Here is a 15,605-nt window from a genome sequence, read left to right on the forward strand (position 1 = left end):
CACCATGAGTCATTTGTTGGATCAACTGCGGTTTTTCAATCGCAAGCAAAGCGAGTTTTCCGAGGGTCACGGGGAGACTCGCAAGGAGTCCCGCGACTGGGAAAATGTCTACCGCTCGCGCTGGCAGTACGACAAGATCGTGCGCTCCACCCACGGGGTGAACTGCACCGGTTCGTGCTCGTGGAAGATCTACGTGAAGAACGGCCTGATCACCTGGGAAACCCAGCAGACCGATTACCCGCGTACCCGCAACGACCTGCCCAATCATGAGCCGCGCGGCTGCCCGCGCGGGGCCAGTTACAGCTGGTACATCTACAGCGCCAACCGGCTCAAGTACCCGAAAATCCGCAAGCCACTGCTCAAGTTGTGGCGCGAGGCGCGTCTGAAGCTGGCGCCGGTCGAAGCCTGGGCCAGCATTGTCGAGAACAAGGCCAAGGCCGACTCCTACAAGAGCAAGCGCGGCATGGGCGGCTTCATCCGTTCCAGCTGGGAGGAAGTCAACGAGATCATTGCCGCGGCCAACGTCTACACCATCAAGCAATACGGTCCTGACCGTGTGGTGGGCTTCTCGCCGATTCCGGCCATGTCGATGGTCAGCTACGCCGCAGGCGCCCGTTACCTGTCGCTGATCGGCGGCGCCTGCCTGAGTTTCTACGACTGGTACTGCGACTTGCCACCGGCCTCGCCGATGGTCTGGGGCGAGCAGACCGACGTGCCGGAATCGGCCGACTGGTACAACTCCAACTACATCATTGCCTGGGGTTCCAACGTTCCGCAGACCCGTACCCCCGACGCGCATTTCTTCACCGAAGTTCGCTACAAGGGCACCAAGACCGTGGCCATCACCCCCGACTATTCGGAAGTGGCCAAGCTCACCGACTTGTGGCTCAACCCCAAGCAGGGCACCGACGCGGCACTGGCTCAAGCGTTCAACCATGTGATCTTCAAAGAATTCCACCTGGACAAGCCGAGCGCCTATTTCACCGACTACGCCAAACGCTTCACCGACCTGCCGGTGCTGGTGCTGCTCAAACCGATGCTCGGTGTTGCGCCGGGTGCCGGGTATCAACCGGATCGCTTCTTGCGGGCCTCGGACCTGACCGACAACCTCGGCCAGGAAAACAACCCGGAATGGAAAACCATCGCCCTCGACGCCAGCGGCGAACTGGTCTCGCCGCTCGGCTCGATCGGTTATCGCTGGGGTGAGCAGGGCAAGTGGAACATCCAGGCCCGTGAAGGCGGCGAGGGCCGTGAAGTCGATCTGACCCTGAGCCTGATCGGTGGTGAGGTCACGGAAGTGGCGTTCCCGTACTTCGCCGGTGAATCCCAGGAATACTTCCAGCACGTCGCCGGCGATGCCGTGCAGTACCGTCGTGTGCCGGTACGCAGCCTGACCCTGGCGGATGGCAGCCAGGCCAAAGTGGCCACGGTGTTCGACCTGTCGGCCGCCAACCTGGCCATCGATCGCGGCCTGGGCGGCGCCAACGTGGCCAAGGACTACAACGACGCCAATGTGCCCGGCACCCCGGCCTGGCAAGAGCAGATCACTGGCGTGAGCCGTGAGAAGGCGATCCAGATTGCCCGTGAGTTTGCCGACAACGCCGACAAGACCCGTGGTCGCTCGATGATCATCGTCGGTGCGGCGATGAACCACTGGTACCACATGGACATGAACTACCGCGGGCTGATCAACATGCTCATGCTCTGCGGTTGCGTCGGCCAGACCGGTGGCGGCTGGGCGCACTACGTGGGCCAGGAAAAACTCCGTCCGCAATGCGGCTGGCTGCCCCTGGCGTTCGGCCTGGACTGGAGCCGTCCGCCACGCCAGATGAACGGCACCAGCTTCTTCTACGCCCACAGTTCCCAGTGGCGCCACGAGAAGATGAGCATGCACGACGTGCTCTCGCCGCTGGCAGACAAGAGCCAGTTCCCCGAGCATGCGCTGGACTACAACATCCGCGCCGAACGTGCTGGCTGGTTGCCGAGCGCGCCACAATTGAACACCAACCCGCTGCACATTTGCCGTGACGCTGCTGCGGCCGGCATGGCGCCCAAAGACTACGTGGTCAAGTCGTTACACGAAGGTTCGCTGCGTTTTTCCTGCGAACAGCCCGACAGCCCGGTCAACTTCCCGCGCAACATGTTCATCTGGCGCTCCAACCTGTTGGGGTCGTCGGGCAAGGGCCACGAGTACATGCTCAAGTACTTGCTGGGCACCAAGAACGGGGTGATGAACGAGGACATCGGCAAGGTCGGCGACTGCAAACCGACCGAAGCCGAGTGGGTAGACGAGGGCGCCATCGGCAAGCTCGACCTGGTCACCACGCTGGACTTCCGCATGTCTTCGACCTGCGTCTATTCCGACATCGTGTTGCCGACGGCCACGTGGTACGAAAAAGACGACATGAACACCTCGGACATGCACCCCTTCATTCACCCGTTGTCGGCGGCCATTGACCCGGCCTGGGAATCGCGTTCCGACTGGGAAATCTACAAGGGCATCGCCAAGTCGTTTTCCGAGATGGCGGTCGGTCACCTGGGTGTCGAGCAGGACCTGGTCACCGTGCCGTTGATGCATGACAGCGTCGGCGAACTGGCCCAGCCTTTCGGCGGTACGGACTGGAAAAGTGAGGGCGTGGCGCCGCAACCCGGCAAAAACGCACCGAACCTGCAAGTGGTGGAGCGCGACTACCCGAACATCTACAAGCAGTTCACCTCCCTGGGGCCAATGCTTGAGAAGCATGGCAACGGCGGCAAGGGCATCAACTGGAACACCGAGGAAGAAGTGAAATTCCTGGGCGAACTCAATTACCGCGAACGCGAGCCCGGGATCAGCCAAGGGCGGCCGAAAATTGAAACGGCCATCGATGCGGCCGAGGTGATTCTGTCCCTGGCCCCTGAAACCAATGGCCATGTTGCCGTCAAGGCGTGGGCCGCACTGTCGGAATTCACCGGCATCGACCACAGCCACCTGGCACTGCCCAAGGCGCACGAGGCGATTCGCTTCCGCGATATTCAGGCGCAGCCACGCAAGATCATTTCCAGCCCGACCTGGTCAGGCCTGGAAGACGATCACGTCAGCTATAACGCCGGCTACACCAACGTTCATGAAGCGATTCCATGGCGCACCATCACCGGCCGCCAGCAGTTCTACCAGGATCACCCGTGGATGCAGGCGTTCGGCGAGCAACTGATGAGTTACCGCCCACCCGTCAACACGCGGACCATCGAAGGGGTGAAGGGCAAGCGCAGCAATGGCGAAACCGAAATCGTCCTGAACTGGATCACGCCGCACCAGAAATGGGGCATCCACAGCACCTACAGCGACAACCTGCTGATGCTCACGCTGAGCCGTGGCGGACCGATTGTCTGGCTCTCGGAAATCGACGCAAAACGTGCCGGTATCGAGGACAACGACTGGATCGAATGCTTCAACGTCAACGGTGCCCTGACGGCCCGGGCGGTGGTCAGTCAGCGGGTCAAGGAAGGCATGGTGATGATGTACCACGCCCAGGAACGGATCGTGAACGTGCCGGGTTCGGAAACCACCAAGACCCGTGGCGGCCATCACAACTCGGTCACCCGGGTGGTGCTCAAGCCGACCCACATGATCGGCGGCTATGCCCAGCAAGCCTACGGTTTCAACTATTACGGCACGGTCGGTTGCAACCGCGACGAGTTCGTCGTGGTGCGCAAGATGGCCAAAGTCGACTGGCTCGATGGTTCGACCGGCGATGATCTGCCGCGTCCCCTGCCGACCGAGATGGATTGAGGAGTTGTCATGAAAATTCGTTCACAAATCGGCATGGTGCTGAACCTCGACAAATGCATCGGGTGCCACACGTGCTCGATCACCTGCAAGAACGTCTGGACCAGCCGTGAAGGCATGGAATACGCCTGGTTCAACAACGTTGAAAGCAAACCCGGCATCGGCTACCCGAAAGAATGGGAAAACCAGGACAAGTGGAAGGGCGGCTGGGTTCGTAATGCCAACGGCACGATAAACCCGCGCATCGGCGGCAAATTCCGCGTGTTGGCGAATATTTTTGCCAACCCGGACCTGCCGAGTCTCGACGACTATTACGAACCCTTCGACTTCGATTATCAGCACTTGCACACCGCGCCGCTGGGTGAGCACCAGCCCACCGCACGCCCGCGTTCGCTGGTTTCCGGCAAGCGCATGGAGAAAATCGAATGGGGCCCGAACTGGGAGGAAATCCTCGGCACCGAGTTTGCCAAGCGGCGCAAGGACAAGAACTTCGACAAGATCCAGGCGGACATTTACGGCGAATACGAAAACACCTTCATGATGTATTTGCCGCGCCTGTGTGAGCACTGCCTGAACCCGGCGTGCGCGGCGTCCTGCCCGAGCGGGGCGATCTACAAGCGTGAGGAAGACGGGATTGTCCTGATCGACCAGGAGAAGTGCCGCGGCTGGCGGATGTGCATCAGTGGCTGCCCGTACAAGAAGATCTATTTCAACTGGAAAAGCGGCAAGTCCGAGAAGTGCATTTTCTGCTACCCGCGTATTGAAGCCGGGATGCCGACGGTCTGCGCGGAAACCTGTGTCGGGCGCATCCGTTACCTCGGTGTGCTGTTGTATGACGCCGACCGCATCAGCGAAGTGGCCAGCACCGCCAATGAGCAGGACCTCTACGAGAAGCAGCTGGAGATCTTCCTCGACCCTAACGACCCGGCCGTGATTCGCCAGGCGCTGGCCGACGGTGTGCCGCAGTCGGTGATCGACTCGGCGCAGCGTTCGCCGGTCTACAAAATGGCCGTGGACTGGAAGCTCGCGCTGCCATTGCACCCTGAATACCGCACCCTGCCGATGGTCTGGTATGTACCGCCACTGTCGCCGATCCAGAACGCGGCGGCCGCCGGCACCGTGGGCATGAACGGCGTCATCCCGGATGTCGACAGCCTGCGCATTCCCCTGCGTTACCTGGCCAACATGCTGACTGCCGGTGATGTCAGACCGGTCAAGCGTGCGCTCAAACGCATGCTGGCGATGCGTGCCTACAAGCGTTCCGAACAGGTGGACGGGGTTCAGGACCTGCAAGTGCTCAAGGATGTCGGGCTGAGCGTGAATCAGGTCGAGGAGATGTACCGCTACCTGGCGATCGCCAACTATGAAGACCGTTTTGTGGTGCCTAGCGCACACCGGGAAGACGCCATGAGCGACGCGTTCGCCGAGCGTTCCGGTTGCGGCTTCAGTTTCGGCAGCGGTTGCAGCGGCAGTTCCGACACCAACATGTTCGGGGCGAAGAAGGCCAACCGCCGCGACATCCTGAAAACCGTGCAGTTGTGGGAGGAATGAGCATGCGCATTCTCAAGGTTATTTCGTTGCTGCTCGATTACCCGACCCAAAGCCTGGTTTTCGGTCGCGATGAACTGGAGCAGGCCATCCACCAGTCACGGGAAATCAGCCCTCGGCAACGGGGGGCGTTGTTCGAGTTGCTGGAGCTGATTTGCGGCAACGACCTCATGGACGGACAGGAGCACTACGGTGCCTTGTTCGGTCGCGGTCGCTCGCTGTCACTGCTGCTGTTCGAGCATGTCCACGGTGAGTCCCGCGACCGTGGCCAGGCGATGGTCGACATGATGGCGCAGTACGAAGCCGCCGGTTTTGCCATCGGCGTCAAAGAGCTGCCGGACTACATCCCGCTGTACCTGGAGTTCCTGTCCACCCGTGACGACCTCGAAGCCCGCGAAGGGTTGGCCGATGTTTCACACCTGTTAGCGTTGCTGGCGGCTCGTCTGGAGGAGCGCGAAAGCGCGTACGCCAGTTGCTTCCGGGCACTGCTGCAAATTGCCGGCGCCGAACCGCAGGAGGCGGTCGCGCAATTGCGTGCGCAGGTCGCCGCCGAATCCAGGGATGACTCGCTGGAGGCGCTGGACAAGGTGTGGGAAGAGGAGGCGGTGGACTTCCTCCAGGCCGAACAGCAGGACCGTTGTGGCTCGCAGCCAAGTGCGCCGGGCAAGGCCCGGGAAGAAAGCGCGGTACCGCTGCACTGGGTCGATTTTCAGCATGAAGGCGTGGCCAGCGTGCCCGCCGCGGAGGTACGCAATGTCTAAGTGGAACCTGTTGTTGTTCGGGGTTTATCCCTATGTCGCGCTGGCGATCTGTCTGCTGGGCAGTTGGGCACGCTTCGATCTCTCGCAGTACACCTGGAAGGCTGGTTCCAGCCAGATGCTGAACAATCGCGGGATGCGCGTGGCGAGCAATTTTTTCCACATCGGTGTGCTGTTTGTGCTGGCCGGACACTTCGTCGGCCTGCTGACCCCGGCGTCGGTCTATCACCATGTGATCAGCACCGAGCACAAGCAATTGCTGGCGATGGTCTCCGGCGGCTTTTTCGGCCTGTTGTGCCTGGTCGGTTTGCTGATGCTGGTGAAACGGCGCCTGAGCGACCCGCGCGTGCGCGCCACGTCCAGCACCTCGGACATCCTGGTGTTGCTGGTGCTGCTGGCGCAGTTGGTGCTCGGCTTGCTGACCATCGTGGCGTCCACTGAACACATGGACGGCTCGGTGATGGTGATGCTCGCGGACTGGGCACAGAACACCGTGCTCTTGCGTCCGGTGGAAGCCGCGACGGCGATGGCACCGGTTGGCCTGGTCTACAAGCTGCACGTGCTGCTCGGCCTGACCCTGTTCGTGCTGTTCCCGTTCACCCGTCTGGTACACATCATCAGTGCGCCGGTCTGGTACCTGGGACGTCGCTATCAAATCGTTCGGCAGAAAATCTGAGGAGGCAATCATGTCAGGTGGATGTGGATGTGGCGGCGGTAACGGTGGCAGCGGCGGTTGTGGTTCTTCACGCCCCGCGGAACCGGTGATGCCCGAAATCGAGGAGGGTGGGGCGGTGATGTTTGAACCACCACACCCAGAACCCGCGCAGGCTGACGAAGCCCCTGCGCAACTGATCGCCAGCAGTGAGCAGGAATGGCCGATCATCAGCGTCAACGAGGTGTCGATTACCCCGGAGGCCATGGCCCGGGAGCTGCAATATCATCCGGCGCCCAGCCGTGAAGAGGCGGTGTACCACGCCGCCCGGGCACTGGTGATCCGCGAATTGCTGCAGCAGCGCATCGCCGAGCTCGACTTGTCACTGGAGTTGGGTGCTGGCGAAAACGAAGAGGAGGCCGCCACGCGTTTGTTGCTTGAGCGCGAGGTGCAGGTGCCCGAGTGTGACGAGGCCACCTGTCAGCGTTACTACGACAGCAACCGTGCCCGCTTTCACAGTGCACCGTTGCTGGCGGTGCGGCACATCCTGCTCGAATGCGCGCCGGACGATGCCGAGGCGCGCAGCCTGGCGCACGTTCAGGCTGAACTCCTGCTGCAACGCCTGGCGGATTTGCCGGGCAGTTTCGCCGAGCTGGCGCAGAAATACTCGGCCTGCCCGTCGAAAGCCCAGGGCGGGTCGCTGGGGCAGATCAGCAAAGGCCAGACGGTGCCGGAACTGGAGCGGCAGTTGTTCACCCTGGCCCCGGGTTTGGCCAGCAAGCCGTTGGAAAGCCGGTTTGGCTGGCACGTCGTCAGCGTCGATCAGCGGATCGAAGGCAAGGCCTTGCCCTATGAAGTGGTCTCGACGGCGATCCGCACCCAGTTGCAACAGGGTGTCTGGCAAAAGGCGCTGGTGCAGTACCTGCAAACCCTGATCGGTGCGGCAGATATTCGCGGTATTCACTTACAGGGCGCCGACTCGCCGCTGGTGCAGTGAGTGTGTGATCAAGGGGAATGTGATGGGCACGCTGATGCAGGATGGGTTTGGACGGCAGATCGACTATTTGCGGATGTCGGTGACGGACCGTTGTGATTTTCGCTGTGTGTATTGCATGGCTAAAAACATGACGTTTCTGCCGCGCCAGCAGGTGCTCACCCTGGAGGAGTTGCAGCGCCTGGCGACGCTGTTCGTCGGCCTGGGTGTGCGCAAGATCCGCCTGACAGGGGGCGAACCGTTGATTCGCCCCGGCATCGTCGACCTCTGCCGCCACATTGCCGCCTTGCCGGGTTTGCGCGAGCTGGTGATGACCAGCAATGGTTCACAACTGCAACGTCTGGCCCGGCCGCTGGTAGAGGCCGGTGTCAAGCGGATGAACATCAGCCTCGATAGCCTGGACCCGCAAAAGTTTCTCGCGATCACCCGCAACGGCGATCTCGATCAGGTCCTTGCTGGCATTGAGGCGGCGTGTGGGGCGGGGTTCGAGCGGGTCAAGCTCAACTGCGTGGTGATGAAAGGACGCAACTTCGATGAAGTGCTGCCACTGGTGCAATACGCCATTGATCAGCGCATCGATATCAGTTTCATCGAGGAAATGCCGTTGGGCGATGTCGGCCGTGCCCGGGGCGAGTCGTTCTGTTCCAGCGACGAGGTCCGGGCGCTGATCGCCAGCCGTCATCCGTTGCTCGACAGCACGGAAAACAGCGGTGGCCCGGCGCGGTATGTGCGCCTGGCACAGCATCCCGACACCCGGATCGGTTTTATCTCGCCCAACAGCCACAACTTCTGTGGCACCTGCAACCGGGTGCGAATGACCGTTGAAGGGCGGCTGCTGCTGTGCCTTGGACAGGACGATGCGCTGGACTTGCGCGGCTTGTTGCGCCGCTATCCGCTGGACGATCAGCCCTTGATCAACGCGGTGCAACAGTCCTTGCGCCACAAGCCGCTGCGTCACGATTTCAACCCCGAAGGGACGGTGCAGTTGGTGCGATTCATGAACATGAGCGGAGGGTGAAACGAACCGCCAGGCAACGGTTTTAATCAATCGCCTTCGGGCGATTTTTTTGCCGGTGATTCTTGATGTCGGTCAATTGCAGGAACGTCCATTATCCGTAGCCTGCACTGCATATTGTGTTTTCAAGCCAATTAAAACCTATATGTAGTGTCTGGAGTTCCAATGCATAGCACGCTGATCAGTGTAGGACGCAACCGGCTGCACAAACGCGATGGCAGTCTGGTTGCCTTCGATGCGGACAAGATCCGCCAGGCGTTGATTGCCGCGGGCAAGGCCACGGGCGAATACACCGAGGTCGAAGCCGAGGGGCTGCTCAAGGCGGTACTGGCCCAACTGGAAGGACAGGCTCGATTGCATGTCGAGCAGATCCAGGATCGGGTTGAACGGGTGTTGATGGACGCCGGTTTTTTCTTCGCCATGCGCGCCTACATCGTCTATCGCGAGCAGCACGGCCGTCTGCGCCGTGATCGCAAGACGATGGTCGAGGTGGCAACTTCGATGAACGAGTACCTGGACCGTGAGGATTGGCGGGTGCAAGCCAACGCCAACCAGGGGTATTCACTGGGTGGGCTGGTGCTCAATGTGTCGGGCAAGGTCACCGCCAATTACTGGCTGGACGAGGTGTACAACGAGGCCATCGGCCAGGCCCACCGCGAGGCGGATCTGCATGTGCACGACCTCGATATGTTGGCCGGTTACTGCGCGGGCTGGTCGCTGCGCACGCTGTTGCACGAAGGCCTTAATGGCGTGCCCGGGCGGGTCGAAGCCGGTCCGCCGAAGCACTTGAGCAGTGCCTTGGGGCAGATGGTGAATTTCCTGGGCACCCTGCAAAACGAATGGGCCGGCGCCCAGGCGTTCAGTTCGTTCGACACCTACCTGGCGCCCTACGTGCGCAAGGACGGGTTGAGCTTTCAACAAGTGCGACAGGCGATTCAGGAGTTCATCTACAACCTGAACGTGCCCTCGCGCTGGGGCACCCAGACGCCCTTTACCAACCTGACGTTTGACTGGGTGTGCCCGGAAGATTTGCGCGAGCAGATCCCGGTGATCGGCGGTGAAGAAATGCCCTTTGCCTACGGTGACCTGCAGGTGGAAATGGACTTGCTCAACCGCGCCTACATCGAGGTGATGCAGGCGGGTGACGCCAAGGGAAGGGTGTTCACCTTTCCGATCCCGACCTACAACATCACCCATGATTTTCCCTGGGACAGCGAAAACGCTGACCGACTGTTCGAGATGACCGCCCGTTACGGGCTGCCGTATTTCCAGAACTTCCTCAATTCGGACATGCAGCCCAATCAAGTACGATCGATGTGTTGTCGTTTGCAACTGGATGTCCGCGAATTGCTCAAGCGCGGCGGTGGCCTGTTCGGCTCGGCCGAGCAAACCGGATCGCTGGGCGTGGTGACCATCAACTGCGCACGCCTGGGTTACCTGTTCAAAGGCAACGCCAGCGCCTTGCTGCAGCGGCTGGACAGGTTGATGGAGCTGGCGATGGAGAGCCTGGAGGTCAAGCGCAAGGTGATCCAGCACCATATGGACGCCGGTTTGTACCCTTACACCAAGCGCTACCTGGGAACCCTGCGCAATCACTTTTCCACCATCGGCCTTAATGGCCTGCATGAAATGCTGCGCAACTTCAGCGGTGACGAGCAGGGCATGCACACCGAGCAGGGGCGCACGTTTGCCTTGCAGCTGCTGGACCATGTGCGCGCGACCCTGGTGCGTTTCCAGGAAGAAACCGGCCATCTCTACAACCTCGAAGCGACCCCGGCCGAAGGCACCACTTACCGGTTTGCCAAGGAAGACCTCAAGCGTTACCCCGACATTCTCCAGGCCGGCAGCCGCGAGGCGCCGTATTACACCAACTCCTCGCAACTGCCGGCGGGCTTTACCGACGACCCCTTCGAAGCCCTGGAATTGCAGGATGAACTGCAATGCAAATACACCGGCGGCACGGTGTTGCACTTGTACATGGCCGAGCGGATTTCCTCGGCCAAGGCCTGTAAGCAATTGGTGCGTAAAGCGCTCGGGCGCTTCCGCCTGCCGTACCTGACGGTGACCCCGACGTTCTCCATTTGCCCGGTCCACGGCTACCTCGATGGCGAACACGAGTTCTGCCCCAAATGCGACGAAGCCTTGTTGCGCAAGCAACACTTGAGCACGACCCATTGATTTCGTTTCACTCAACCGCAAGGAGCTACACCATGAATGCACTGCACACATTGCCCCAAGCCCAACGTCAACGTTGTGAAGTCTGGACCCGTGTGATGGGCTATCACCGCCCGGTCTCGGCGTTCAATCCGGGTAAACAGTCCGAGCACCGCGAGCGAGTCCACTTCACCGAATGCGCGGCCTCGGCCGATCGCCAATGAGTCGAACGCTCAGGGTCGGGGGCATGGTGCCCCTGACCACGCTCGACTATCCGGGCATGCTGGCCTGCGTATTGTTCTGCCAGGGTTGTGCCTGGCGTTGTCGTTACTGCCATAACCCGCAATTGATCCCGCCTCGCGGCAGCGAAGAGGTGGATTGGAGCCGGGTGTTGGCGTTCCTGCAGCGCCGCGAGGACCTGCTCGATGCCGTGGTGTTCAGCGGTGGCGAACCCACGTTGCAGGATGGATTGCTGGCGGCCATGGATACCGTGCGCGCGATGGGGTTTCGTATCGGCCTGCACAGTGCCGGGATCAAGCCGGACGCGTTTGCCAGGGCTGTGGCCGGTGCTGATTGGGTCGGTTTTGACGTCAAGGCGCTGGCCGAGGATTGCCTGGCGGTCACCGGTGTCCGGGGCAGTGGCGTGGCCAACTGGAAAAGCCTGGAGCATCTGCTGGCCAGTGGCGTCGACTATGAGTGTCGCACCACGGTGCATTGGCACTTGCTCTCTCCCACCCGGCTGTTGACCCTCGCCCGACGTTTGAGCGAGCGCGGGGTCAAGCGTTTTGCCGTGCAATTGGTCCGGACCGAACGAATGCTCGATCCGCGCCTGTCGAGTGTTTCATTGCAGTTTGATCAGGTTGAATTGTGGGCGGCCCTGCGTGAGCTGTTTCCGGAGTTCGTGTTGCGCGGTTAGTGATCGTTCCCACGCTCTGCGTGGGAATGCAGCCCGTGACGCTCCGCGTCACTGGACGCAGAGCGTCCCTTGAGGCATTCCCACGCAGAGCGTGGGAACGATCTGGAGGGGCCTCAGTTCCAGCCCCAGAATTGCAACCACCAGCCAAACCCCACCCATGCGTTTGCCAGCAGCAGGCAAACACCTGCGCCGCCGCGTCGAGGCAGGGTAATGCCCTGGCGGGCCATGCGTTTCCAGCCCAGGAACAGACTCCAACCGATGGCGCCCAGCAGTAAACAGGCCCTGGCCGGTTGTACCCATTCCAGCAGCAAGCCTTCATAGCGCAACAACTTCACGGTGGTTGCCGACAACCCGAGAAACAGTCCGGCCGCGCCCAAGGGCGTGAGTGTCAGGCTCAAGGGCAAGTACAGCGCCGGGTCACCGGCCAGACGAGCCGCCGCCCGCAGCAGGATCAGCAAACCACCCCCCAACACCAGGGCGCTGGCCGTCAGGTACAGGACGATGCTGAAACCGTCGAGCCAGCTGAAACTGTCATTGAGTGTGGGGTAGTGGGTCAACAGCCACCAGGGTGCGTTGTCCTGCAAGGGCCAGAGCAGGTCGTGCCCGATCAGCCATTGCGCGAGGGACTGCTTGAGGGCGATGAACCAGGGGCTGACGGTCCATTGAAACGCCCCCATCGCCAGCCCGATCACGCCGAACAGCAACAAACGCGCATCCCACGGCGACAGGGTGCGTGCGGTCGCGTGGAGGATTTCATGATGGCTGGAACGGGCGATCAATTGCACTGCGTCACGTTGCCCGCTGCAACGTCCGCAGGCATGACAGTCGCTGGCGCCCTGCAGGCGACGGATGTCCAGCAAGGGCGCGCAATTGGGTGGGGGAAGGCGAGGGCCGGCGTTGTCTTTCCAGCGCTGTTCATCGACTTGAAAGTGCACCGGGGCCAGGCGTGCAAGCAGGGAAAAGACGCCGCTGACCGGGCACAGGTAACGACACCAGACTCGTTTGCCCCTGGCAAACAGCAGGCCGACACCGACGGCGGCGACCGTTGAACCACCCAAAATCAGCAGGGCGGCCTGGGCGTAGTCATACACGCTGATCAGTTGCCCGTAGAGGGTGGTCAGGCAGAACGCCAGGGTTGGCCAGCCGCCCCAGCGCACCCAGCGCGGCACGCCCAAGCCTTTGCCGTACTGGCTGGCCCACTCGCTCAATGAACCTTCCGGGCACAACACACCGCACCAAACCCGGCCGAACAGCACCATCGACAGCAGCACGAACGGCCACCAGAGACCCCAGAACAAAAACTGTGCGAGCAGGGTCAGGTTGTTGATGATCCGGGCGTGGCTGTCCGGTGTCGGCAATAGCGCCGGCAGCACCAGCAGTACCGCATAGAACACAACAACCAGCCACTGCACCGCGCGAATCACCTTGGCGTGGCGCCGCATCCCATCGCCCAGGCGCTGCAACCAGCGGCTGTGCCGACTCAGCCCGGGCATGGGACGGCCTTCGCGGTGCGTTGATGCAACCAGCTGCCGACCGCCAGCCAATAACCGCTCAACACCAGCACCGTCAGGCCGCTGGGGGCTGCGCGGTAACCGGTCAGGCTGGCCAGGAAACTGCCCAGGCCACGGCTGTCATTGAGCACTGAGCGACTGTCCCACAGCGCTTCGCCGATCAGCCCATAGGCCCAGTCCGGCAAATCCATGGCCTGCAACTGGCCGCCGATTCGCTCGGTGCCGCTGACCAGTAACGCTGCACCCAGCAGCAGCAAAACGACTTCGCTGACGGCAAAGAACCGTCGCCACGAAATGAGTCGACGCGTGCTGTGCAGCAACCCGATGGTGAGCCCCGACAGCGCCAGCCCGGCGCCTGCGCCGACGGCAAACAGACCCAGCGCCGGACCTTGCAGGCGGGCACCGGCACCGTACAGAAAAACCACGGTTTCGCTGCCTTCGCGGCTGACGGCGAGCATGGCCAGGAGCATCAGCCCCACGCCTCCCTGACGGGCCAGTTGGCTGTCGGCCCGATGGTGCAGGTCTGCCTTGAGCGTGCGTGCATTGCGGTGCATCCAGCCGACCATTTGCACCATCAGCGCACTGGCCACCAGCGCCAGGGAAGCCTGGAACCACTCGTTGGCAGAACCGCTCATGGCGTCACCGGCAAACAGAATCAGCAATGCCAGCAGGCCCGAGAGCATCAACCCCAGGGTGACGCCCGCCCACACGTAGCGGGTCAGGCGACGGGCTTGTATTTGCTGGCTGGCCCAGGCCTGGAGGATGCCGATCACCAGTAGCGCTTCGACACTTTCACGCCAGACGATGAACATTGATTGATTCATGGACACTCCGTGGCTGAGCCAACTATTTCGCGAGAATGGCGCCTTCGGGCAACTGCGGATTGAAGTCGTCGAAGAACGGGTAACTGCCGGGCTTGAGGGGGTGAATGACAACGAACGTCGTCACTCCCGGTGACAGCACCTTCTCGACCCGCAGTGGCGTGCTTTCGAACTCCGCCGGCCCTTCACCGATGTTCTTCAGGATGATCTTGAAACGTTGTCCGGCCGGCACTTCCAGCAGGGCAGGGATGAAGTGCCCGTCACGCAGGCTCAACTCGATGCTGGGTAGTTGGGCCTGAGCCATGAGCGGCATGACCGAGCAGGCCAGAATCAACCCGGCCAGGCGTCGATGAACCGGGCCCGGGCGCCTCGGTTCAGGCTTCTGGTGTGTGTGGCGGCTCATTCAATAACCACCTTTTTTTCCGATCCCGGCATAGATGAATTCGTAGTGCAGCGCACACTGTTCGAACCAGGGTTCGACGCCGGTTTCCTTGTCGGTATGACGACCCAGGGAGCCATGTCCGCCGGGAGGCAGAAGGGTAAAGGTCAGCCGGTATTTGCCAGGGCCTTGCAACTTCACATTGTCACCATAGTGCGGGCCGTCGTTGGCGACCATGGCGTGAAAATCGCCAGTGATCGGTGGCTCGTTGCCCTGTTTTTGCAGACTGAAAGCCACATTCAGGTAGGGCACGAAACTGCCTTCCTGAAAGCCCTGGCGATTGTCGGCCGTGGCGCGGATATCGGCTTCCAGGTGGATGTCGGAATCAGCGGTCGCGCGCATCATGCCGGCAGGCGCCATTTCGATCGGTTGCAAGTACACCGCGCCGACTTCCAGCCCCGGGCACAGCTGGGGTTCGCCAATCGGGTATTCCTTGGCGTGGGCTTGGGGGGCGAGCAACATCAGGGAAAAGGACAGCGCGAGGGAGGTACGCATGAGGGTTTCCAGAAGGGCTGAGAAGTGAGAGCCCGAGTCTAGAAAACCTGAGTGAGAATAATAATGATTATGGTCAATTTTCGTAGCAATAGTCCGGGCGATGCCAGCGCACGCACGAGAAAAAAAGGGCAGGGTGACCGAGCGTAATTGACCTGCATCAAGGGCGGTTGAGGCCGGGCGCGGTAGGTTACATACCTACCCTTCGATCATGCGGGTACCGCCATGGCCAAGCCCTTTCCCATCAGCCCAAAACATCCCGAACGTATTTGCTGGGGGTGCGACCGTTATTGTGCGGCGACCGCTCTGGCCTGCGGCAATGGTGCTGACCGCACGATGCATCCGGCCGAGATGATCGGTGACGATTGGTATCTGCATGGCGATTGGGGCATTGAGCTGCCCATCGTCACCGACAAGGCGGTGGACCCAGAGCCCATCGCGCCCGAAGAGCCGCAATAGGCGAACCCCCACCGACCCCTCTGTCATGAAATGAAAAGCCATTGTCGTCTGATGAGAAGCGGTTCATCAGGCGTCAT

Annotated in this window: 14 protein-coding genes; 10 read left to right on the forward strand and 4 right to left on the reverse strand. The window is 61.4% G+C overall.

All coding sequences use genetic code 11. From position 1 onward, the window contains the following. The first annotated feature begins 4 nt into the window (after nt 1–4). From AB4N76_RS25490 to AB4N76_RS25530, 9 genes are all read left to right on the forward strand, one after another. The gene (locus tag AB4N76_RS25490) at nt 5–3,772 is read left to right on the forward strand and encodes a nitrate reductase subunit alpha (RefSeq protein WP_460163715.1); all 3,768 of its coding nucleotides are present in this window, start codon (nt 5–7) and stop codon (nt 3,770–3,772) included. A gap of 9 nt (nt 3,773–3,781) precedes the next feature. Continuing rightward, nucleotides 3,782–5,320 carry a nitrate reductase subunit beta gene (gene narH, locus AB4N76_RS25495; RefSeq protein ID WP_077430424.1) on the forward strand — a complete coding sequence of 513 codons (1,539 nt, stop codon included), beginning with the start codon at nt 3,782–3,784 and terminating at the stop codon, nt 5,318–5,320. A 2-nt stretch (nt 5,321–5,322) separates the two neighbouring features. Further along, on the forward strand, nt 5,323–6,078 hold the full coding sequence (gene narJ / locus AB4N76_RS25500) for a nitrate reductase molybdenum cofactor assembly chaperone (protein WP_046028063.1): 756 nt from the start codon (nt 5,323–5,325) through the stop codon (nt 6,076–6,078). After that, nucleotides 6,071–6,751, forward strand: a complete 681-nt coding sequence (gene narI / locus AB4N76_RS25505; protein WP_046028062.1) for a respiratory nitrate reductase subunit gamma — start codon at nt 6,071–6,073, stop codon at nt 6,749–6,751. The genes narJ and narI overlap by 8 nt, the downstream gene beginning before the upstream one ends. A gap of 10 nt (nt 6,752–6,761) precedes the next feature. Continuing rightward, on the forward strand, nt 6,762–7,724 hold the full coding sequence (locus AB4N76_RS25510) for a peptidylprolyl isomerase (RefSeq protein WP_046028061.1): 963 nt from the start codon (nt 6,762–6,764) through the stop codon (nt 7,722–7,724). A gap of 22 nt (nt 7,725–7,746) precedes the next feature. Continuing rightward, nucleotides 7,747–8,739 carry a GTP 3',8-cyclase MoaA gene (gene moaA, locus AB4N76_RS25515; protein ID WP_046028060.1) on the forward strand — a complete coding sequence of 331 codons (993 nt, stop codon included), beginning with the start codon at nt 7,747–7,749 and terminating at the stop codon, nt 8,737–8,739. Between the two features lie 162 nt (nt 8,740–8,901). Beyond that, a complete protein-coding gene (locus AB4N76_RS25520; RefSeq protein ID WP_046028059.1) occupies nt 8,902–10,914 on the forward strand; it encodes a ribonucleoside triphosphate reductase in 2,013 nt (670 codons plus the stop codon). Between the two features lie 32 nt (nt 10,915–10,946). Then, the gene (gene nrdD, locus AB4N76_RS25525) at nt 10,947–11,114 is read left to right on the forward strand and encodes an anaerobic ribonucleoside-triphosphate reductase (protein WP_046028058.1); all 168 of its coding nucleotides are present in this window, start codon (nt 10,947–10,949) and stop codon (nt 11,112–11,114) included. Beyond that, complete coding sequence (locus tag AB4N76_RS25530) at nt 11,111–11,806, forward strand: anaerobic ribonucleoside-triphosphate reductase activating protein (protein WP_046028057.1); 696 nt, start codon at nt 11,111–11,113, stop codon at nt 11,804–11,806. The genes nrdD and AB4N76_RS25530 overlap by 4 nt, the downstream gene beginning before the upstream one ends. Nucleotides 11,807–11,919: 113 nt before the next feature. Here AB4N76_RS25530 and AB4N76_RS25535 read toward each other — a convergent pair whose 3' ends face one another. Genes AB4N76_RS25535 through AB4N76_RS25550 form a run of 4 tightly spaced genes read right to left on the reverse strand, consistent with a single transcriptional unit; the run spans nt 11,920 to nt 15,072 of the window. Continuing rightward, complete coding sequence (locus AB4N76_RS25535; protein WP_460163716.1) at nt 11,920–13,299, reverse strand: 4Fe-4S binding protein; 1,380 nt, start codon at nt 13,297–13,299, stop codon at nt 11,920–11,922. Next, on the reverse strand, nt 13,287–14,141 hold the full coding sequence (locus tag AB4N76_RS25540; RefSeq protein ID WP_077430420.1) for an FTR1 family iron permease: 855 nt from the start codon (nt 14,139–14,141) through the stop codon (nt 13,287–13,289). Before AB4N76_RS25540 ends, AB4N76_RS25535 begins: the two co-directional genes overlap by 13 nt. 22 nt (nt 14,142–14,163) lie before the next feature. Then, a complete protein-coding gene (locus AB4N76_RS25545; RefSeq protein ID WP_046028052.1) occupies nt 14,164–14,541 on the reverse strand; it encodes a cupredoxin domain-containing protein in 378 nt (125 codons plus the stop codon). Beyond that, a complete protein-coding gene (locus AB4N76_RS25550) occupies nt 14,542–15,072 on the reverse strand; it encodes an iron transporter (RefSeq protein ID WP_460163717.1) in 531 nt (176 codons plus the stop codon). Nucleotides 15,073–15,294: 222 nt separating this feature from the next. On the opposite strand from AB4N76_RS25550, the gene AB4N76_RS25555 reads away from it, so the two are divergent. After that, nucleotides 15,295–15,528, forward strand: a complete 234-nt coding sequence (locus AB4N76_RS25555; protein WP_046028050.1) for a DUF3079 domain-containing protein — start codon at nt 15,295–15,297, stop codon at nt 15,526–15,528. The last annotated feature ends 77 nt before the right edge of the window (nt 15,529–15,605 follow it).

The sequence above is a fragment of the Pseudomonas sp. S2_F03 genome (assembly GCF_054668335.1).